We start from the raw sequence: 18,620 nt of genomic DNA, 5'->3' as shown, positions 1-18,620 counted from the left end.
GCACAGGCGCTTCGAAACACGTCAGACGGGGGGTGCGGGGGGCGTCAGCCCCCCGCCGGGCGACGGGCCGCAAGGCCCGGCGCAAAGCCTTTCGCGCGCCGCTGATCGCGGCGCGCATCGCCTTACGAGGCGATGAACTCGTTCCACTTGCGGACCATGTACTGGTTCTCGTCCATGACGGCGTTCCAGCAGGCGACCGCGCCCATGCGGTCGTAGAAGGAGCCGCCGTCGCGGGTTTCGCCGGCCTGGGCCATCACGTCGCCGAAGGGGTTCGCGATCGGCTCGACCGCTTCCTTGCCCTCGAACCAGTAGCCCCATTCGTTGGCCGTCATGAACTCCTTGGAGGTCTCCGGCACGGCCGAGTAGTAACCCTGACGCATCAGGAAGCCGCCGACCCAGCCCGAGAGGTACCAGTTGATGTATTCGTAGGCCGCGTCCAGCTCCATGCCGGTGAGCGACTTCGACAGGCCGATGCCGCCGCCCCAGGAGCGGTAGCCTTCCTTCAGCGGCTGGTAGACGCAGGGGATGCCGCGCGATTTCACCGCGGTGATGGCGGGCGACCACATGGACTGGATCACCACCTCGCCGGAGGCCATCAGGTTGACGCTCTCGTCGAAGGTCTTCCAGAAGGCGCGGAACTGGCCGGCGCGCTTGGCCTCGGTGAAGATCGCGAAGGTCTTGTCGATCTCTTCCTTGGTCATGTTGCCCTTGTCGCCATAGGCGATCTCGCCCATGGCCTCGCAGACCATGGCCATGTCCATGATCCCGATCGAGGAGATGTCGAGGATCGAGGCCTTGCCCTTGAACTCGGGGTTCAGCAGCTCGGCCCAGGTGTCGATCGGGCGCTTGATCAGGTCGGGGCGGATGCCGAGAGTATCGGCGTTGTAGATCGTCGGGATCAGGGTCATCCACTGGGTTTCCTCAGTGGCGAAGGTGGTGCTCTCCGGGCCTTCGACGAAGCCGACGGTATGGGGCGCGGTGCCCTGCGCGATGACCGACTCGGGCGTCAGCTTGCCGTCCTTGAAGATGCCGACGATCTTGTCGTAGTTCGCGATCTTCGAGGTATCCATCGCCTGCAGGTTGCCCGTCGGCCAGACCTTCTTGCAGATCCAGTACTCGATATCGGCGATGTCGAAGCTGTCGGGCTGGGTCGCGGCCCGCTGGGTCACGCTGTCACTGTCGAGCGCGGTCATCTCGAGCGTGAAGCCGAGGTCTTCCTTCACCTTCTGGCCGACCTCGTTGAGGTTGGACACGCCGGTGCCGAACTGGCGCAGGGTGATGTCCTTGATCTCCTGCGCCCAGACCATGGGCGCGGGCAGGGCCGAGGCGGCAGTGGCGGCGATCCCGCTCTTCAGGACGCTGCGGCGGCTGTATCTCATCTTCGACATGTTGGTTCTCCCGTGTCGGTTGACTTGCGTTGGTCAGGCTTGGAGGCGGTGCAGCCGCCCCTCGTCCCAGGCGAGCGTGACCGCATCGCCGGGGGATTTCGGTGTCTTGAAGAAGCCTTCCTCGGGGAGGATGGCGAAAACCTCTTCGCCCGCCGCCGTCCGGGCCGAGAGCGCGACGGTCGCGCCCTGGTACTCGACAGAGGTGACGGTTGCGGGCAGGCCGGGCGTGCCCGCCGTCTCGGCCAGCTTCACGTCATCGGCGCGCAGTGCGACCTTGCCGCCCTCCAGCGTGATCACGTTGTGGCCGCCCATGAAGCGGGCCACGAACTCGGTCCGGGGCGCGCCCCAGACCTCGCGCGGGGGGCCGGATTGTTCGATGACGGCGTTGTTCATCACCACGACCTCGTCGGCGAGGGCGAGGGCCTCGTCCTGTCCGTGGGTGACGTGGATGAAGATGATCCCCAGCTCGCGCTGGATGCGCTTCAGCTCGGCCCGCATCTGGATCCGCAGGAAGGGGTCGAGCGCCGAGAGCGGCTCGTCCAGCAGCAGGACCTTGGGCTGGGTGATCAGGGCCCGGGCAAGGGCCACGCGTTGCTGCTGCCCGCCCGAGAGCTGCGCCGGCAGACGGTCGGCATAGGCCGTCATCTGCACCAGTGCCAGCAACTCGTTCGCTTTGGCGTGGCGGGTCGCCTTGTCGACGCCCTTCATCCGCAGCGAGAAGGCCACGTTGTCGCGCACGTTGAGATGCGGGAAGAGGGCGTAGTTCTGGAACATCATCGCCGTGCCGCGCTGCGCGGGCGAGAGCGTCGAGACATCCTGCCCGTCCAGCACGATGGCGCCCTCGCTGACCGTCTCGTGCCCCGCGATCATCCGCAGGGTCGAGGATTTGCCGCAGCCCGAGGGCCCCAGAAGGCAGACGTAGCTGCCCGGGTGGAAGACGTGGTTCAGATCGCGCACCGCAAGCGTATCGCCATAGCGTTTCGTCAGGTGGACCAGTTCCAGATCATATCCCGTACGCATCGTCCCTCCTGCGGGCCCGGGAGCGGGCCGCTCGTTTGTCTGCATCCAGCTTGTCGCGGGATCGTCCGCCAGATCAGAAGATTCGACCCGCCGGTGGGGCAGATTCCTCAACTGCCGCTTGTTTGGGCGCCCGCGGAAGTCCTGTGAACATTTTCTCGCACATTTTCGTATACAATCCTGTTTCGAATTCTGCGGACGTGCCGCGGCGCCTTGCTCATCCCCGTCTCAGGGCGCAGAATCACCCCGGATCGGAGAGAAGAGATGAACGACATGCTGTTGACGCCCGGCACCGCGGAGTATGTCGCCGCCGAGATCGAGCGGGCGATCCACGAGCACCGCCTGCCGCCGGGCAGCAAGCTGGGCGAGGACGAACTGGCCGAGGTCTATGGCATCAGCCGCACCATCGTGCGCGCCGCGCTGCAGGGCCTCTCGCACCGTCACCTCGTCGAGTTGAAGCGCAACCGGGGCGCCTTTGTCGCGCAGCCCACCGTGCGCGAGGCGCGCGAGGTCTTCGAGGCCCGCGCCCTGCTGGAGCCGCGCACCGCGCGCTCCGCCTGCGAACGGATGACACCCGAGGGGCTGGCGCTGCTGCAGGCCCATATCGAGGCCGAGCACGAGGCGGTCCACGCCGGAGAAAGTGGCCGCGCGGTCTATCTCTCGGGGCAATTCCATGTAGAGATCGCCCGGATCGCGGATCAGGCGACGATCGAGGCCTTCATCTCTGAGCTGGTCTCGCGTTCGGCGCTGATCATCGCGCTTTACTGGCAGCGCCGTGCCGCGCTGTGCGAGAGCCACGCCCACCACGCGCTGATGAGCGCTTTCGAGATCGGAGACGCCGACATGGCGGAAGACCTGATGAAAAGCCACCTGCTCGACCTCGTGACATCGCTGGACCTGCGCAACCGGGCCTCCTTCCCGGGCAGCCTGCGCGAGGCGCTCGCCCAATGACGGCGCCGCTCTACCGCACGGCCTCTGCCGCCGAAGTCGGGTTGATGCTGGAATGGGCCGCAGAGGAGGGCTGGAACCCCGGCGCCGATGATGCAGCGGCCTTCCACGCGGCCGATCCGCAGGGCTTCTTCGTGGCCGAGATCCGGGGCATCCCCGTGGCTGCGATCTCCGTCGTGGTGCATTCCGAGACGATGGCCTTCCTTGGCCTCTACCTCTGCCGTCCGGAATATCGGGGAAGGGGCATCGGTTACGCGCTCTGGACCCATGCGCTGAAACATGCGGGCGGGCATACCGTGGGCCTCGACGGGGTCGCGGCGCAGCAGGCGAATTACGCGAAATCCGGCTTTGTCCTCGCGGGGTCGACGACGCGGTACGAGGGGCGGCTGGATGGCCGCGCGGATGCGCAGGTGCGCCCGCTGGTGGTGGCCGATGCCCCCGCCGTGGCGCGGCTGGACCTCGCGGCCAATGGCTATGCGCGGCCTGCCTTCCTGCTGGCGTGGATGGCCAAGAGCGCCAGCCGTCAGAGCTACGTCATGGAAGAGCGCGGCCAGATCACCGGGTTCGCCACGCTGCGGCGCTGTCATCACGGGGCCAAGATCGGCCCGGTGATCGCCACGGATGCCGGGGCGGCGCTGCAGCTGGTGCGGGCGGCGCTGGCGGATCACCCGGCCACGCCGGTGATCATCGACCTGCCCGAGGCGAATGCCGCATTGGCCGAGGCGCTCTCCGCGCTTGGCTTCGAGGCGACCTTTGCCACCGCGCGGATGTACCGGGGCCCCGCGCCGCAGGCCGGGCCGATGCTTCAGGCCATCGCGACGATGGAACTGGGGTAGGGGACTGCCGCGCCAGACTGGGCCAGACAGGGCCAAACTGGACAGGTCCACATCGGACCGGTGGGAGAGAAAGACCAAGGGGCGCTCGGTGGCTCCCCTTGTCTTTCAAGCCGCGTACAGGCGTCAGTCGCCCAGCATCTTGTCGATCAGCTCTCCCGGCACGGATTTCTTCAACCGCGAGAAGCTGCCATCGTCGAAGATCTCCTCCACCGCGTCGATCAGCGCGCGCTGCGTGACCCGCGCCAGCGAGGAGCCGAGCGAGATCCGCGCGATCCCGATCCGGGCGAAATCCTCCTGCGTGTAGGAGGCGAAGGAGCCGGTGGCGAGGGCGTTCACCGGGGTGACGGTCTCGGTCACGATCCGCTCCAGATCCTCGAAGCTTTCGGGCAGGGGGGCATAGAGGCAATCGGCGCCTGCCGCCTCGAAGGCCTTGAGACGGCGCAGCGCCTCCTCGATGTCGTAGCCGTGCAGCATGATCCCGTCGGCGCGGGCCACCAGCACGAAATCGCGCTTCAGCGACCGGGCGGCGGCGACGGCGGCGCGGATACGCTCGACCGCGAGGTCGAAGTCATAGGCCGTGGCGCCGGGCAGGAGCGTGTCCTCGATCGAGACACCGGCCAGCCCGATCTCGCCCGCCATGCGGACGGTTTCGGCCACGGTTTCGGGATCGTCGCCATAGCCGTTTTCAAGGTCGGCCGAGACCGGCAGCGCGGTGGCCTCGACGATGGATTGGGCGTGCGCAAGCGCCTCGTCCCGGGTCAGGGAACCGTCGGGTTTGCCGAGGGTGAAGGCATAGCCGGCGGAAGACGTGCCAAGCGCCTGCGCCCCGAGGGCGGCAAGCACCTTGGCGCTGCCCACGTCCCAGGCATTGGCCAGGACAAAGGGATTGCCGGGCTGGTGCAGGGCGCGGAAGGCGGGGCCGGGATCGTGCATGAGAGGCGGTCCTTTCGGGTCGTGCGTGGTGGTCGCAGGATCACGGCTGGAACCGCCGGGGGCAAGGAAAAAGACCGGGGGTCAGCGGGGAAGTCGCCCCATAAATGGCGTGTGCCCGATCTGAGGCCCCTATATCTGGCGGGACTTTCGCCCTGTGCGGGCGGGGATTTGCCGAAGGCACAGGGCCTGCACAGGCGCTGCCGGGCCGGGTTCTGGCCGGGATCGGGCCAAGATCAGGCCGGGATCGGGCGTCAGTTGCCGCCGCTGCGCAGGAAGTCCATCACCGCCGGGCGCACCGATTGGGCGCCGCTCTCGCGGGCCGTGTCGATCACCCCGCGCAGGGCCTTGAGATCGGTGCGCAGCAGCAGGTGCTTCACCGGGCCGATGGAGGCCGGGCGCATGGAGAGCGCACGCAGACCCATCGCCGCGAGGCAGAGCGCCTCGATCGGGCGGCCCGCATCCTCGCCGCAGAAGCTGAGCGGCGTGCCGGTCTCTTCGCAGCGCGCGACGATGCCTTCGAGGAAGGTCAGGAAGGAGACGTTCAGCGTGTCATAGCGCCGGCGCACGCGCTCGTTCTCGCGGTCGGCGGCAAAGAAGAACTGCTTGAGGTCGTTGCCGCCGATGGAGAGGAAGCCAACCTCCTGGAAGAACTTCCTGGGCGCGAAGGCGAGGGAGGGCGTCTCCAGCATCGCGCCCACTTCCAGCGTCTCGGGCAGGGGATGGCCGAGGATGCGCTCACGCTCCAGCGCCTTGTCCATCTCGGCGCGGGCGGCGGTGTATTCCTCGTACTGGGCGACGAAGGGGAACATCACCGTCAGCGGACGGCCATGGGCCGCGCGGATCAGCGCCTGCAACTGCATCCGCATGACGCCCGGCTTGTCGAGACCCACGCGGATCGCCCGCCAGCCGAGCGCGGGGTTCGGCTCGTCATTGGGCTTCATGTAGGAGAGCACCTTGTCCGACCCGATGTCGAGCGTGCGGAAGACCACGCGCTTGCCTTCGGCGGCGTCCAGCACCCGGGCATAGAGCGCGGAGAGCTCGGACCGGCGCGGCATCTGGTTGCGGATCAGGAACTGCAGCTCGGTCCGGAAGAGGCCAACGCCCTCGGCGCCGGAGCCTTCGAGCGAGGGCAGGTCGGCCATCAGGCCCGCGTTCATCGTCAGGGTGATCCGTTCGCCGCAAAGCGTGACCGCCGGCGTGTCGCGGATCGAGGCATAGCGTTCCTGCGCCTGCGCCTGCATGGCGATCTTGTCGCGGAAGGCGGTGACGACGGTGTCCTCGGGGCGCAGGTGCGCCACGCCGTTGTCGCCGTCCAGCAGGATGTGATCGCCGTTGAGCGCCTCGGTCGTGATCCGCTCGGCGTGGATCACCAGCGGAATGGCAAGCGCCCGGGCCACGATGGCGGCGTGCGAGCCGACGGAGCCTTCCTCCAGCACCACGCCGCGCAGCGAGCGGCCGTAGTCCAGCAGTTCCGCCGGGCCGATGTTGCGCGCCACGAGGATCGGATCGGCGGGCATCTCGGCCCCGGTCTGGCGGCCCTGGCCGGTCAGGATGCGCAGCAGGCGGTTCGACAGGTCGTCGAGGTCATGCAGCCGGTCGCGCAGGTATTGGTCGGTCACGGTGGACATGCGGGCGCGGGCGGCGGATTGCTCCTTCTCCACCGCGGCTTCGGCCGAGAGGCCCCGGCCGATGTCTTCCTCCATCCGGCGCATCCAGCCCTTGGAGTTGGCGAACATGCGGTAGGCTTCGAGCACCTCCAGCTGTTCGCCGTCGCCATCGGCGGCATCGGCCAGCATCGCATCCACGCCGACGCGGAGCTGTTCCACGGCGGTGCGCAGCTTCTCGCTTTCGCGGACGGGGTCATCGGCGATCGGGTTGGTGATCACCACGCGCGGTTCGTGCAGCCAGACGTGGCCCTCGGCGGTGCCTTCCTGTCCGGTCGCGCCGCGGAAGACCACGGGCTTGGTGTGACGGGCGGAGAGGGCGGCCCCTTCGCCCACGAAGGCGCCCAGTTCGGCCATCTCGGCCAGCACCATGGCCACCACTTCGAGGGCATAGATCTCGTCGTCGGAATACTTGCGCGCGGTCTTGGACTGCACCACCAGCACGCCCAGCTTTTCGCCAAGCCGCTGGATCGGGACCCCCGCGAAGGAGGAGTAAATCTCCTCGCCGGTTTCGGGCATGTAGCGGAAGCCCGCCTCGGACGGGGCGTCGGCGGTGTTCACGAGATGCCCGGCGCGGGCGACACGGCCCACGAGGCCCTCGCCAAGGCGCATCCGGGTCTGGTGCACGGCCTCGGCCTTCAGGCCCTCGGTGGCGCAGAGTTCAAGGGTTTCGGCATCGCGGAACAGGTAGACGGAGCAGACCTCTGTCTGCATCTCGGACGCGATCAGCCTCGTGATACGATCCAGCCGGGCCTGGCCAAGGGCATCCTCGGCCATGACTTCACGCAGACGGCCGAGCATGCGCCGGCTGTCGGTCTGGAAATTCTCGCTCATTGTCTGAGCTTCCTTAACCCTCGTTGCCACCGCAGACTAAAACACAACCGATGGCTGATAGAAATGAATAACACATCTGAAACATGTGAAAAGACACGTGCGCGACGCGCGACGTGGGGGCAGGCGGGCGGTTTTCGGCCCGGCCTGCTGCATCAAGTCTGGCGGTCAGGGACCTGAAATCAGGCCTTTTCCAGCTCGAACGCGTCGTGGAGTGCCTGAACGGCCAGTTCCATGTACTTGCGGTCGATCAGCACCGAGATCTTGATCTCGGAGGTGGCGATGACCTTGATGTTGATGCCCTCGTCCGAGAGCGTCTTGAACATCTTGGCGGCCACGCCCGACTGCGAGCGCATGCCGATGCCCACGGCCGAAACCTTGGCGACCTCGGTGTCGGCCACCAGTTCGTCGAACTCCAGCACGCCGGCCTCTTTGGCGGCGTTCAGCGCCTTCTCGGCCCGTTTCACCTGATCGGTGGGGCAGGAGAAGGTCATGTCGGTCAGACCTTCCTCGGCGATGTTCTGGATGATCATGTCGACGTTCACGCCGGCTTCGGACAGCGGGCCGAAGATCGCCGCGGCGATGCCCGGTTTGTCCTTCACCGAGATCAGCGTCATCTTGCTTTCATCGCGCGAGAAGGCGATGCCGGATACGACATTGGATTCCATGATATCCTCCTCGGCACAGACCAGCGTGCCCGCAGTTTCGTCATTGTCTTCGAAGCTGGAGAGAACCCGCAGCTTCACCTTGTAGCGCATCGCCAGCTCGACCGAGCGGGTCTGCAGAACCTTGGCCCCGAGCGATGCCAGTTCCAGCATCTCTTCGAAGGCGATCTTTTCCAGCTTGCGTGCCTTGGGGCTGACGCGGGGGTCGGTGGTATAGACACCATCCACGTCGGTGTAGATGTCGCAGCGTTCGGCGTCGAAGGCGGCGGCAAAGGCCACGGCGGTGGTGTCCGAGCCGCCCCGGCCCAGCGTGGTGATCCGGCCCTCGGGGGAAATCCCCTGGAAGCCCGCGACCACTGCCACCTTCATGCCTTCGGCAAACTTGGTGTTGATGTTCTCGGTCGGGATCTCTTCGATCCGGGCCTGGGAATGGGCGCTGTTGGTGATCAGCGGCACCTGCCAGCCCTGCCAGCTGCGCGCCGGGATATCCATTTCCTGCAGCACGAGCGCCATCAGGCCGGCGGTCACGTTTTCGCCGGAGGAGACGACGGCGTCATATTCGCGCGCGTCGTAGAAGGGCGAGGTCTCGCCGACCCAGCCCACCAGCTCGTTTGTCTTGCCGGACATGGCCGAGACGATGACGATGACGTCATAGCCCTTGGCAACTTCGACGCCGACGCGTTTGGCAGCGCGGCGGATACGGTCCAGCGTGGCGACGGAGGTGCCGCCGAATTTCATCACGAGCGTGGGCATGATCTGTCCCTGACCTTTGTTTGGGGCGCGGTTTACGCGCCCCGCGCGTCAAGGGCAAGATGCCGGATGTTGCGTGAAACCCCCTCAGAAGGGGATTTTCGTACCTTCGTAGGTTTCGAAACAGCCCGAGGTTGCGGTGGAGAGCGCATCGAAGCGCTGCACGAGGCCATTTGCGGAGGTTGCCACGTCGATATCGGCCCCGCTGCCGCCCATGTCGGTGCGGACCCAGCCGGGGTGATAGGCCCCAAGGGCGATTCCCTCTGCCGCGAGGTCCGTCGCGAGGTTGCGCACCACGTTCAGCACGGCGGCCTTGGAGGCGCGGTAGATATAGGAGCCGCCCGGCGCGCGTTCCTGCGAGCCCATGGCGGAGGAGATTACCGCGACCTTGCCGCCCGCGGCCTTGAGGTTGGGCAGCAGGGCCTGAATGCACTGGAAGGGGCCGGTGACATTGGTGGCGAATTCCTGCGCCCACATGTCCGCCGGGAAGCCGCTCTCCAGCGGCTCACCCTTGTCGAGGTAGACGCCCGCGTTGCAGATCAGCAGATCGATGGGCTTGCCCTGAAGCGCATCGGCCATGGCCTTGATCTGGGTCGGGTCGGTGACATCGAGCGCCAGCAGGCCCTCGCCACCCGCGCGGGAGGTGCCCGTCACGCTGTCGCCGCGTTCCTCGTAGAGGGCGCGCAGGGCGGCACCGATGCCGCGGCTCGCGCCGGTCAGGACAATCTGCATGACGTCTTCCTTGATTGTGTGGCTGGATCAGTTGGTCTTGCGTCCGGGCAGGAAGGGCAGGGGCGCGATCGGCACGCCTTCTTCCAGCAGCTTGCGGGCTTCCTCGGGCTTGGCCTCGCCGTGGATCGCGCGTTCGGGCGCGTCGCCTGAATGCATCCGCCAGGCTTCGCGGGCGAAGTCACGGCCGACGTAGTCGGAGTTTTCCTCGACCTTGCGGCGGAACTCGGCGATGGCCTGTTCGGCCTCGTTTGCGGGGGCAGAGAGGGGGCGGGCCTTGGCGGTCTCCGTGTCGTGGGTCGCGCCGAGGCGCGGGGCCATCATCGCCTTTTCCACGTGGGAGGAGCCGCAAATTTCGCAGGTGAGCATCCCCGCGCCGCGCAGCTTGTCGAAGGCATCGGCAGACTGGAACCAGCTGTCGAAGCGGTGGTCGTTGTCACATTTCAATGCGAACTGGATCATCTGCGGACCGTCATAGGGATATGACAGATACATAACAGCGAAGAGGCGGAATTCAAGCTGGCGGCGCGGGCGGGCTGCGGTGGTGCGGGCCGCTCTCAGCGCAGCTTGCGGGGATCGAAACCGCGCAGAAGTTCCGCCAGTTCAGGCTCTTGCACGAGGCTGGCCGCCTTCTTGCGGGAAAACCACGCGCGGCGGCGTTCCTTGCGTTCGGGAAACTTGGCCGCCAGTTTCTTGACCTTCACCGGGAAGACCATGGCCACGCAGGGCACGATGAGATCGTCCTTGGTGGTCTTCAGGTAGGAGAAGGCACCGATGCAGCGGTCGTCGGCCACACCCTGCACGCCCGCTTCCTCGTAGGCTTCGCGCAGGGCGGCCTCGGCGGGGGTGCGGTCGGGCATCGGCCAGCCCTTGGGCACGATCCAGCGGCGGGTGGTGCGGCTGGTGATCAGGAGGACCTCGATCGTGTCGCGGCGGGTGCGGTAGCAGAGGGCGGAATACTGCAGCAAGGCATCCGCCCGGTCCGCGGCCAGCATCGCCGCGTGGGATGATTTCTTGCCCTGAAAACTCACCAAACGCCTCCCCCGGAACCGCTGTGCCCTGCCGGTACGCCGACAGGGGGTGCGGCTGCCCCGGTTCGTTATTCGTCTGATGCTGACTTGCGTCAATGACAGGGGGGTGACAGCCCGTTTGTTTTTTCCCCTTTGTGGAACGGACGCATCATATCCGGGCGACCAATTGGGCGGCCTGTCGGGGCGCTGTGGAGCGTCGGGGCCGGACAGGCAACAGGCGGCCCCGGGGGACCGCCTGCAGGGTCGGATTAGCCGTGAGGCCTCAGGCCATCGCCGCGCGCCGGTTCCAGCGGATCGAGGACCAGAGCGAGACACCGATCAGCGCCGCCCCGCCAAGGCCTGTGATCACCTCGGGGATATGGACCAGCGATTGCAGGTACATGATCACCGAGAGGATCAGGATCGCGTAGAAGGCCCCGTGTTCGAGGAACCGGTATTCCGCCAGCGTGCCCTTCTCCACCAGCATGATCGTCATCGAGCGCACGTACATCGCCCCGATGCCGAGGCCGATGGCGATGACGAACATGTTCTGGCTGAGCGCGAAGGCCCCGATCACCCCGTCGAAGCTGAAGGAGGCATCCAGCACCTCGAGGTAGAGGAAGGCCCCCAGACCGCCGCGCGCGGCGGCCGAGGTGGCCGCCTGACGGCTGTCGATGAGCCCGCCCAGAACCTCGACCGCGAGGAAGGTCACGAGGCCGAGAATCGCCGCTTCGATGAAGACGCGGCCCTGATCGCCCGGTTGCAGGTGCGAGAAGGTCAGCGCCAGCAGCAGCACGATGCCCACCTCGATCCCCTTCACGGCGGCGGAGCGCGCCATCCGGGTCTCGATCCAGCCGAGCCAGTGGATGTCCTTGTCCTGATCGAAGAAGTAGTTCAGCGCCACCATCATCAGGAAGGTGCCCCCGAAGGCGGCAATGGGCAGATGCGCGTCCTGCATGATGCGGCTGTACTGCTCGGGCTCGGTCGCGGCGAGGCGGATGGCCTCGATCGGGCCGATCTTGGCGGCGATGACGACGATCAGCAGCGGGAAGACGATCCGCATGCCGAAGACCGCGATCACGATGCCCCAGGTGAGGAACCGATGCTGCCACTCGGGGCGCATCTCCTTGAGCTTGTTGGCATTCACGATGGCGTTGTCGAAGGAGAGCGAGATCTCCAGCACCGCCAGCACGGCGACGATGAAGAGGAAGGAGAGCATTCCGGGAAGGCTCTCGGTGTAAATCCAGCCGACCCCGGCGCCGAGCGCGAGGCCCGCGACGGTCACGACGATGGCCCAGAAGAAATACTGCATCAGGGCGGATTTCGGTTGCGTGGAAGGGGGCATGTTACCTCTCCGATAGGGCGAGGGGACCGCGCGTGCGCGGGAACATGTCCATGTGGTTCAGGATCATGGGTCGCCTGTCTCTGCGGCTGACAAACGGAGGGTGCCGACATCACAAGCGTGCCGCAGACGCTTGCCAGAGGGGCCCGGTCACCCGATCCGGGCGGTCTCATGGGGCCGCGGGATCGCGCTCTCGATACAAGAGCGCCGCGCGGAAGTCGAGGCAGGGCAGGGCCGCGGGGGGCCTGTTGCCCGCAATCCCGCCCCTGCGGACACGCGTGTCGCAACCTTTCGCGGCAGTCGTGCGTTGGGGAGACAACCGCAACCGAAAAGGCCCTGTCCCATGTCGCTCGACCAATCGCTCGACACCTCCCACGACAGCCAGCTTGCCAGCCAGCCCGTCCCTAATCCCGCCCGCGCTCCCACCCGTGATTCCGTCCCCGCCGCGAAAGCCGAGGGGCCCTTTGCCGTGATCGCCAATGCCAAGTCCGGCACCAACGCCCGCGATCAGCAGGCGATCGACCGCGTCATGGAGGTGCTGGAGGAGGCCGCAGGCGAAGGCGATGCCCGGCTCTATCGCTGGTCTCCCGATCAGGACATGGGCAAGCTGGTGGACCGCGCCATCGCAGAGGGCGCCCGGACGGTTATCGCCGCGGGCGGTGACGGCACCGCCATGGCCGTGGCAGGCCAGATGGTGGGGCATGACGCCGCCTTTGCCGTGCTGCCGCTGGGGACGTTCAACTATTTCACCCGGGGTCTCGGCCTGCCGGAGGCCCCGGACGAGGCCGCCCGCGCGCTGCTCGACGCCCGGCCGCATCCTATCCGGGTGGGGCAGGTGAACGGGCGTGTCTTCCTGAACAACGCCAGCCTCGGGATTTACCCGGCGGTGCTGAAGGAGCGCGAGACGGTCTACAAGCGCTGGGGCCGTCGCCGGATCATGGCGCATTGGTCCGTGGCGCGGACCTTCTGGCAGTTCCAGCACCCGATGCACCTGACCATCGAGGCCGATGGCGCGCGGTTTACCCGCCGCACGCCGCTGCTCTTCGTCTCGCGGTCGGCCTACCAGCTGGAGCGCTTCGGGCTGGAGGGGGACGGTGCGATCAGCGATGACAAGTTCGCCGTGCTGATCGGGCGGGGCGAAAGCCGGGCCGACCTCTTCCGCATCGCCTTGCGGCTGGTGACGCGCACCGCGCAGCGCGGCCGGGATTACGATTACTTTGCGGCCGAGAAGCTTCTGGTGCACACCCAGAAGGACCGCACGCTGGTGGCCTTCGACGGGGAGAAATCCCGCGATCCCAGCCCCTTCGACTTCTGCATGTGCGACGAGCCCCTGACGATCCTGCTGCCCGATACGGCCACAGAATCGAAAACAGACACGACCACAGGCACGGCCAAAGGAGAGGCATGAGGCGTATCATCCACCTATCCGACCTGCATTATGGCCGCGTGGATGCGGCGCTGGAGACGCCCCTGATCGAGGCGGTGACACGGCTGAAGCCGGACCTGACGGTGATCTCGGGCGATTTCACCCAGCGGGCCCGGCGTCACCAGTTCGCGCAGGCCCGTGCCTTCCTCGACCTTGTGCCGGGGCCGGTGCTCTGCGTTCCGGGCAATCATGACACGCCGCTCGACAATCTCTTCCTGCGGTTTCTGCGCCCGTTCCATCGCTACAAGCGGTTCATCGACCGCGATCTGGAGCCGGTCTTCGAGGATGATCAGATGCTGGTGGCCGGGGTGAACACGGTGAACCGCTTCGCCTGGCAATCCGGCAAGGTGGGCACCGGGCGTCTGCGTCGGCTGGCCTCGCGGATGGAGGGGGCGGGCGACAGGCTGCGTGTCGCCGTGCTGCACCATCCGCTGGAACATGCGCCGGGCGTGGACAAACGCCTGATGCGCGGAGCCTCTGCCGCGCTGGAGGCGCTGTCGGACAGCGGGGCGGACCTCGTGCTTTCGGGGCATCTGCACCGGGCGGGGGCCGAACCCTTCCGCGCCGTGCCGGGGCTGCTCTTCGTGCAGGCGGGGACGGGGCTGTCCACCCGGTTGCGGGACGGGCAGGGCAATACCTTCAACCAGATCGACTGCGACGGGAAGGTGCTGCGCATCACCCAATGGGATGCCGAACGCGGCGACGCGCCGGGTTTCTTCCCCGCGCCGACGCAGGCGTGGCAGCGCGGCGCGGGGGGCTGGGTGAAGCTCGATCCGCCCAGTGCCGACGCACCGCCTGCGCAGGCAGCCGAATAGAGCCGATGCCTATTGGATCGAGACATCCGCGCGGAAGCTGACGGTCTTGCCGGTGTCCCGGTCATTGCCCATCAGGTAGACGCGGATCGTGTAGGTTCCCGTCTCGGGCAGCGCGACAGAGCCGGTGTTGTCCGCCGACATGGAGCTGTTGAAGATCGCGTAGCCGTCGCTGCCGGGCGGCAGGATGTTGAAATAGACGATGCCATGACCATCGGTCTCGGCGGCATCCAGCTCGACAAAGAGGGTCTGACCGGCCTTCGCGTCTAGATGGTAATCCATGTAGTCGTGGCCGGTGACCTTGCCCTCCAGCATCGTGCCGTAGTTGCCGGGGGCAAACTGCACCTCGGCGGTCATCTGGGCGTTGGCTGGCGGCGCGAGGGACGCGGCAACGGGCAGGGCCAGCAGGGCAAGGACGCCGAGGCCGGCACAGGGACATTGGGATCGCATGGTTTCCTCCACAAATGACGAACCCGGACGGGGTTCGGTAAAATAGGGGCGGCTTCAAGGCGCGGCCCGGTGCGGCACCGGCGCAGGCCGGGCGCGGAAAACAGGTCTTTGGAAACAGGGAGATTGGGCCTCAGCTCCGGCATTCTGTCAAGCGTGGGGCCATGGGCGGGCCCAGCCGGTGCCAAACCGAAGGCCGCCCGGACTGCCCGTAAGGCGGGCGGGGACGGGGCCAGCCGTGACCTCCCGCATGGGCCAGAGGCCCGGCTCTCTTCCCCTTGGCGGGCGGCTCGGCTACCTTCCGGCCAAACGCGAAAGGACGACGCCCATGGAAATGAACGACCAGAAGGTGATCAAGGCCGACCGGATGACGGTCTGGGCCGCGCTGCTGAGCCCCGAGGTTCTGAAGGAATGCGTGCCCGGCGCGACCGAGGTCTCCGGCTCCCCCGAAGAGGGGTTCGAGGCGGCGGTGACCCAGAAGGTCGGCCCGGTGAAGGCCAACTTCAAGGGCAACGTGACGCTCTCCGACATGGTGGAGGGCGAGAGCCTGACCATGTCCGGCGAGGGCAAGGGCGGGGCTGCGGGCTTTGCCAAGGGCGGCGCCAAGGTGACGCTGGCGGACCACGAGGAAGGCACGCTGCTGAGCTACGACGTGGAGGCCAAGGTGGGCGGCAAGCTGGCCCAGCTGGGCAGCCGGATCATCGACGGGTTCGCCCGCAAGATGGCGGACCAGTTCTTCACCCGCTTCCAGGAAGTGCTGGAAGGCCCGGCCGAGGGCGACGAGCCGCCCGAGGCAGAGAAGAAGGGCTGGCTGAAGCGCCTGCGCGGCTGAGGCCAACGCCGCCCGCACCCCGGGATGTGCGCACATGAGCGCAGGTTTCGGGCCGGGTGCTGTGCACTGATGCAGGGACCGCACCCTAGTGTGCGGTCTTTTGCGTATTACATGCCCTGCCTACCCTCTAGGACGACAAGAAGGGGACGGGACATGGCTCCGATCCTGCGGATCAACGATCTGCGCAAGACATATGACGGCGGGTTCGAGGCGCTCAAGGGCGTCACGCTCGACATCGAGGAGGGCGAGATCCTTGCACTCCTCGGCCCCAATGGCGCGGGCAAGACCACGCTGATTTCCACCCTCTGCGGCAACACCCTGCCCACCGGCGGCTCTGCCACCGTTGGCGGGCACGACATCCTCAAGGACTACCGCGCCGCGCGCTCCATGATCGGCCTCGTGCCGCAGGAGATCGCGCTGGAGCCCTTCGAGAAGGTCATCAACACCGTGCGGCTGACGCGCGGTCTTTTCGGCAAGGGGCGCGATGACGCGCTGGTCGAGAAGATCCTGCGTCAGCTCTCTCTCTGGGACAAGCGCGACACGCCGACCAAGGCGCTGTCGGGCGGCATGAAGCGCCGGGTCCTAATCGCCAAGGCGCTGGTCCACGAACCCCGGGTGCTCTTCCTCGACGAGCCGACGGCAGGCGTGGACGTGGCGCTGCGCAAGGGAATGTGGGACACGGTGGCCGAGCTGAAGGCCAGCGGCGTGACCATCATCCTGACCACCCACTACCTCGAAGAGGCAGAGGCCATGGCCGACCGGATCGGCGTGATCCAGAAGGGCGAGCTGCTGCTGGTCGAGGAAAAGGCCGCGCTGATGAAACGGCTGGGCCGCAAGAAGCTGACCGTCCAGCTGCGCAGCCCGCTGAGCGAGGTGCCCGCAGCACTCTCCGGCTTCGATCTGGAATTGGCGGAGGAGGGACACGCGCTGGTCTACACCTACGACAGTCAGGCGGAGCGGACGGGGATCACCCGTCTGCTGGCCGCTCTGGCCGAGGCGGGCGTGGGTCTGGCCGATCTCTCGACCCACCAATCCTCGCTCGAGGAGATCTTCGTCGATCTGGTCGGGGAGGATGCGGCATGAACCTCCATGCAATCGGCGCCATCTACCGCTACGAGATGGCGCGCTTCTTCCGCACGATTTTCCAGAGCTTCCTGTCTCCGGTGATCTCGACCTCGCTTTACTTCGTGGTCTTCGGCACGGCGATCGGCAGCCGGATCGACAGCGTCGAGGGTGTCAGTTACGGCGCCTTCATCGTGCCCGGCCTGATCATGCTGGCGGTGATCCAGCAGGCGCTGAACAACGCGGCCTTCGCGATCTACTTCCCGCGCTTCACGGGGACGTTCTACGAGGTACTGACCGCGCCGGTGAACTTCCTCGAAGTGGTGGCGGGCTACGTGGGGGCGGCGGCAACCAAGGCGCTCTTCATCGGGGTGGTGATCCTCGGGACCTCGACGCTCTTCGTCGACATCTCGATCCAGCACCCGCTGGCGATGGTGGCCTTCCTGCTGCTGACGGGGATCAGCTTCTCTCTCTTCGGGTTCATCATCGGCATCTGGGCGAAGTCCTTCGAACAGTTGCAACTGATCCCGATGCTGATCGTCATGCCGCTGATCTTCCTCGGGGGCTCGTTCTACTCGATCTCGATGCTGCCGCCGCTCTGGCAGAAGATCACGCTGTTCAACCCGGTGGTCTACCTGATCTCGGGCTTCCGCTGGTCCTTCTTCGGCGCGGCGGACGTGCCTGTGGCCCTGTCGCTGGCGGCGATCTGCGGGTTCACGGCACTGGCGCTGGGCGTGATCTGGTGGATCTTCCGCACCGGCTGGCGGCTGCGGTCCTGAGCGGCAGAACAGGGGCGGGCAGGGGGCGGATACGTGCTGCTTGCCCGTCCCGCAGGCAGGCCGCCCGCACATTCCGGGCGCCGGAGGGCGGGGTTTGCGTTTTTCGCGACCCCGCCTCTGCCGTCCCCTTGTTCGCCCCCCCTGCGCTCTCTATTTCGAGGGCATGAAAAGCTGGATTCCCTTTCTCAAGGATCGTCCCACGGTCGCCGTGGTGCGCCTGTCGGGCCTCATCGCCGCCGGGCCGCGGGGCGGACTGAACGACGCGGGCCTCGCGCCCGTCATCGAAAAGGCCTTCCGGCGCGGCAAGCCGAAAGCCGTGGCATTGGCGATTTCCTCGCCCGGCGGCTCGCCGGTGCAAAGCGCGCTGATCGCGGCCCGCATCCGCCGCCTCGCGCAGGAGAAGGAGGTGCCCGTCATCGCCTTCGTCGAGGATGTGGCTGCCTCGGGGGGCTACTGGCTCGCAACGGCCGCCGACGAGATCTATGCCGACAGCTCCTCCATCGTGGGCTCCATCGGGGTGATTTCCGCGGGGTTCGGCGCCCATGTGCTGCTGGCCCGTCAGGGGGTCGAGCGGCGCGTCTACACGGCGGGCAAATCCAAATCCATGCTGGACCCGTTCCGCCCCGAGAACCCCGAGGATGTCGAGAAGCTGCAGCGCCTGCTGGAGCAGATCCACGGCAATTTCATCGCGCAGGTGACCGAACGGCGCGGGCCCAAGCTGAAGCAGGACAAGGACCTCTTCACCGGCGAGGTCTGGTTGGGCGCGCGTGCGCGGGAGCTGGGGCTGATCGACGGCATCGGGCACATGGTGCCGGTGCTGAAAGAGCGGTTCGGCGACAAGGTCCGCTTCCGCAGCTACGGGGTGAAGAAATCCTGGCTGCGGCGCGTCGGCGCCTCGGTGCTGGGCGATGCGGTCATGGGCATCGAGGAACGCGCGGCCTACGCGCGCTTTGGGCTCTGAGCCATGATCCTCAAGGTTGTTATCCTCTTTCTCGTCGCCATGGGTGTCATGGCCATGTTCGGCAAGCTGCGCTTTCCCGGGATCGGCCCGGGCAAGGGGCGGCAGGCGAGGCTTTCCACGAAGAAATGTCCGCGCTGCGGGGCCTACCGGATCGGTAAGGGCCCCTGCAATTGCGGCCAGAAATAGGG

Annotated in this window: 19 protein-coding genes; 9 read left to right on the top strand and 10 right to left on the bottom strand. The window is 66.8% G+C overall.

The genetic code is table 11. The annotated features are described in order from the left end of the window. Positions 1-122 precede the first annotated feature (122 nt). Positions 123-1,388 carry an ABC transporter substrate-binding protein gene (locus LCM32_RS12425; RefSeq protein ID WP_224821386.1) on the bottom strand — a complete coding sequence of 422 codons (1,266 nt, stop codon included), beginning with the start codon at positions 1,386-1,388 and terminating at the stop codon, positions 123-125. 33 nt (positions 1,389-1,421) lie between these two features. Then, the gene (locus tag LCM32_RS12420) at positions 1,422-2,408 is read right to left on the bottom strand and encodes an ABC transporter ATP-binding protein (protein ID WP_224821385.1); all 987 of its coding nucleotides are present in this window, start codon (positions 2,406-2,408) and stop codon (positions 1,422-1,424) included. Between the two features lie 261 nt (positions 2,409-2,669). Here LCM32_RS12420 and LCM32_RS12415 point away from each other — a divergent pair, with 261 nt between their 5' ends. Further along, complete coding sequence (locus LCM32_RS12415) at positions 2,670-3,356, top strand: GntR family transcriptional regulator (protein ID WP_224821384.1); 687 nt, start codon at positions 2,670-2,672, stop codon at positions 3,354-3,356. Further along, positions 3,353-4,189 (top strand): GNAT family N-acetyltransferase, encoded by an 837-nt coding sequence (locus LCM32_RS12410; protein WP_224821383.1) that lies wholly within the window; start codon positions 3,353-3,355, stop codon positions 4,187-4,189. Before LCM32_RS12415 ends, LCM32_RS12410 begins: the two co-directional genes overlap by 4 nt. Before the next feature lie 123 nt (positions 4,190-4,312). On the opposite strand, the gene LCM32_RS12405 is transcribed toward LCM32_RS12410, so the two are convergent. The 7 genes from LCM32_RS12405 to LCM32_RS12375 all read right to left on the bottom strand — a co-directional run bounded on the left by LCM32_RS12405 (position 4,313) and on the right by LCM32_RS12375 (position 12,116). Further along, entirely contained in the window at positions 4,313-5,122 is an 810-nt protein-coding gene (locus tag LCM32_RS12405; protein WP_224821382.1) for an isocitrate lyase/PEP mutase family protein, read from the bottom strand. A 251-nt stretch (positions 5,123-5,373) separates the two neighbouring features. Beyond that, positions 5,374-7,620, bottom strand: coding sequence for a phosphoenolpyruvate--protein phosphotransferase (gene ptsP / locus LCM32_RS12400; RefSeq protein WP_224821381.1), 2,247 nt, complete (start codon positions 7,618-7,620; stop codon positions 5,374-5,376). A 179-nt stretch (positions 7,621-7,799) separates the two neighbouring features. Further along, a complete protein-coding gene (locus tag LCM32_RS12395; protein ID WP_224821380.1) occupies positions 7,800-9,035 on the bottom strand; it encodes an aspartate kinase in 1,236 nt (411 codons plus the stop codon). Positions 9,036-9,119: 84 nt separating this feature from the next. Further along, positions 9,120-9,764, bottom strand: coding sequence for an SDR family NAD(P)-dependent oxidoreductase (locus LCM32_RS12390; protein WP_224821379.1), 645 nt, complete (start codon positions 9,762-9,764; stop codon positions 9,120-9,122). A 27-nt stretch (positions 9,765-9,791) separates the two neighbouring features. Further along, positions 9,792-10,223, bottom strand: coding sequence for a DUF1178 family protein (locus LCM32_RS12385; RefSeq protein WP_224821399.1), 432 nt, complete (start codon positions 10,221-10,223; stop codon positions 9,792-9,794). 95 nt (positions 10,224-10,318) lie between these two features. Beyond that, positions 10,319-10,792 (bottom strand): NUDIX hydrolase, encoded by a 474-nt coding sequence (locus LCM32_RS12380; RefSeq protein WP_224821378.1) that lies wholly within the window; start codon positions 10,790-10,792, stop codon positions 10,319-10,321. Between the two features lie 262 nt (positions 10,793-11,054). Further along, entirely contained in the window at positions 11,055-12,116 is a 1,062-nt protein-coding gene (locus LCM32_RS12375) for a DUF475 domain-containing protein (protein ID WP_224821377.1), read from the bottom strand. 340 nt (positions 12,117-12,456) lie between these two features. Between LCM32_RS12375 and LCM32_RS12370 the strand changes: the two genes are divergently transcribed. Then, positions 12,457-13,521 (top strand): diacylglycerol/lipid kinase family protein, encoded by a 1,065-nt coding sequence (locus LCM32_RS12370; protein WP_224821376.1) that lies wholly within the window; start codon positions 12,457-12,459, stop codon positions 13,519-13,521. Continuing rightward, entirely contained in the window at positions 13,518-14,354 is an 837-nt protein-coding gene (locus LCM32_RS12365; RefSeq protein WP_224821375.1) for a metallophosphoesterase family protein, read from the top strand. Before LCM32_RS12370 ends, LCM32_RS12365 begins: the two co-directional genes overlap by 4 nt. Positions 14,355-14,363: 9 nt before the next feature. On the opposite strand, the gene LCM32_RS12360 is transcribed toward LCM32_RS12365, so the two are convergent. Then, positions 14,364-14,801 carry a hypothetical protein gene (locus LCM32_RS12360; RefSeq protein ID WP_224821374.1) on the bottom strand — a complete coding sequence of 146 codons (438 nt, stop codon included), beginning with the start codon at positions 14,799-14,801 and terminating at the stop codon, positions 14,364-14,366. 325 nt (positions 14,802-15,126) lie between these two features. Between LCM32_RS12360 and LCM32_RS12355 the strand changes: the two genes are divergently transcribed. The 5 genes from LCM32_RS12355 (at position 15,127) to LCM32_RS12335 (ending at position 18,618) form a co-directional block, all read left to right on the top strand. Further along, on the top strand, positions 15,127-15,630 hold the full coding sequence (locus LCM32_RS12355) for a CoxG family protein (RefSeq protein WP_224821373.1): 504 nt from the start codon (positions 15,127-15,129) through the stop codon (positions 15,628-15,630). A gap of 153 nt (positions 15,631-15,783) precedes the next feature. Then, on the top strand, positions 15,784-16,713 hold the full coding sequence (locus LCM32_RS12350; protein ID WP_224821372.1) for an ABC transporter ATP-binding protein: 930 nt from the start codon (positions 15,784-15,786) through the stop codon (positions 16,711-16,713). After that, entirely contained in the window at positions 16,710-17,471 is a 762-nt protein-coding gene (locus LCM32_RS12345; protein WP_224821371.1) for an ABC transporter permease, read from the top strand. The genes LCM32_RS12350 and LCM32_RS12345 overlap by 4 nt, the downstream gene beginning before the upstream one ends. 163 nt (positions 17,472-17,634) lie before the next feature. After that, positions 17,635-18,432 carry a S49 family peptidase gene (locus LCM32_RS12340; protein ID WP_224821370.1) on the top strand — a complete coding sequence of 266 codons (798 nt, stop codon included), beginning with the start codon at positions 17,635-17,637 and terminating at the stop codon, positions 18,430-18,432. A gap of 3 nt (positions 18,433-18,435) precedes the next feature. Further along, complete coding sequence (locus LCM32_RS12335) at positions 18,436-18,618, top strand: hypothetical protein (RefSeq protein ID WP_224821369.1); 183 nt, start codon at positions 18,436-18,438, stop codon at positions 18,616-18,618. Positions 18,619-18,620: the final 2 nt, after the last annotated feature.

The sequence above is a fragment of the Pseudooceanicola nanhaiensis genome (assembly GCF_020171315.1).
Classification (GTDB): Bacteria; Pseudomonadota; Alphaproteobacteria; order Rhodobacterales; family Rhodobacteraceae; genus Pseudooceanicola; species Pseudooceanicola nanhaiensis_A.
The sequence above is the reverse complement of the archived record's forward strand: the minus strand, read 5'-3'. Positions and strand labels throughout refer to the sequence as shown.

Coding starts and splice junctions, on each gene's coding strand:
- LCM32_RS12420 (WP_224821385.1), bottom strand. CDS start 2,408: ATGCGTACGGGATATGATCTGGAACTGGTCCACCTGACGAAACGCTAT.
- LCM32_RS12350 (WP_224821372.1), top strand. CDS start 15,784: ATGGCTCCGATCCTGCGGATCAACGATCTGCGCAAGACATATGACGGC.
- LCM32_RS12385 (WP_224821399.1), bottom strand. CDS start 10,223: ATGATCCAGTTCGCATTGAAATGTGACAACGACCACCGCTTCGACAGC.
- LCM32_RS12425 (WP_224821386.1), bottom strand. CDS start 1,388: ATGTCGAAGATGAGATACAGCCGCCGCAGCGTCCTGAAGAGCGGGATC.
- ptsP (WP_224821381.1), bottom strand. CDS start 7,620: ATGAGCGAGAATTTCCAGACCGACAGCCGGCGCATGCTCGGCCGTCTG.
- LCM32_RS12410 (WP_224821383.1), top strand. CDS start 3,353: ATGACGGCGCCGCTCTACCGCACGGCCTCTGCCGCCGAAGTCGGGTTG.
- LCM32_RS12355 (WP_224821373.1), top strand. CDS start 15,127: ATGGAAATGAACGACCAGAAGGTGATCAAGGCCGACCGGATGACGGTC.
- LCM32_RS12415 (WP_224821384.1), top strand. CDS start 2,670: ATGAACGACATGCTGTTGACGCCCGGCACCGCGGAGTATGTCGCCGCC.
- LCM32_RS12360 (WP_224821374.1), bottom strand. CDS start 14,801: ATGCGATCCCAATGTCCCTGTGCCGGCCTCGGCGTCCTTGCCCTGCTG.
- LCM32_RS12335 (WP_224821369.1), top strand. CDS start 18,436: ATGATCCTCAAGGTTGTTATCCTCTTTCTCGTCGCCATGGGTGTCATG.
- LCM32_RS12345 (WP_224821371.1), top strand. CDS start 16,710: ATGAACCTCCATGCAATCGGCGCCATCTACCGCTACGAGATGGCGCGC.
- LCM32_RS12375 (WP_224821377.1), bottom strand. CDS start 12,116: ATGCCCCCTTCCACGCAACCGAAATCCGCCCTGATGCAGTATTTCTTC.
- LCM32_RS12395 (WP_224821380.1), bottom strand. CDS start 9,035: ATGCCCACGCTCGTGATGAAATTCGGCGGCACCTCCGTCGCCACGCTG.
- LCM32_RS12365 (WP_224821375.1), top strand. CDS start 13,518: ATGAGGCGTATCATCCACCTATCCGACCTGCATTATGGCCGCGTGGAT.
- LCM32_RS12370 (WP_224821376.1), top strand. CDS start 12,457: ATGTCGCTCGACCAATCGCTCGACACCTCCCACGACAGCCAGCTTGCC.
- LCM32_RS12340 (WP_224821370.1), top strand. CDS start 17,635: ATGAAAAGCTGGATTCCCTTTCTCAAGGATCGTCCCACGGTCGCCGTG.
- LCM32_RS12405 (WP_224821382.1), bottom strand. CDS start 5,122: ATGCACGATCCCGGCCCCGCCTTCCGCGCCCTGCACCAGCCCGGCAAT.
- LCM32_RS12390 (WP_224821379.1), bottom strand. CDS start 9,764: ATGCAGATTGTCCTGACCGGCGCGAGCCGCGGCATCGGTGCCGCCCTG.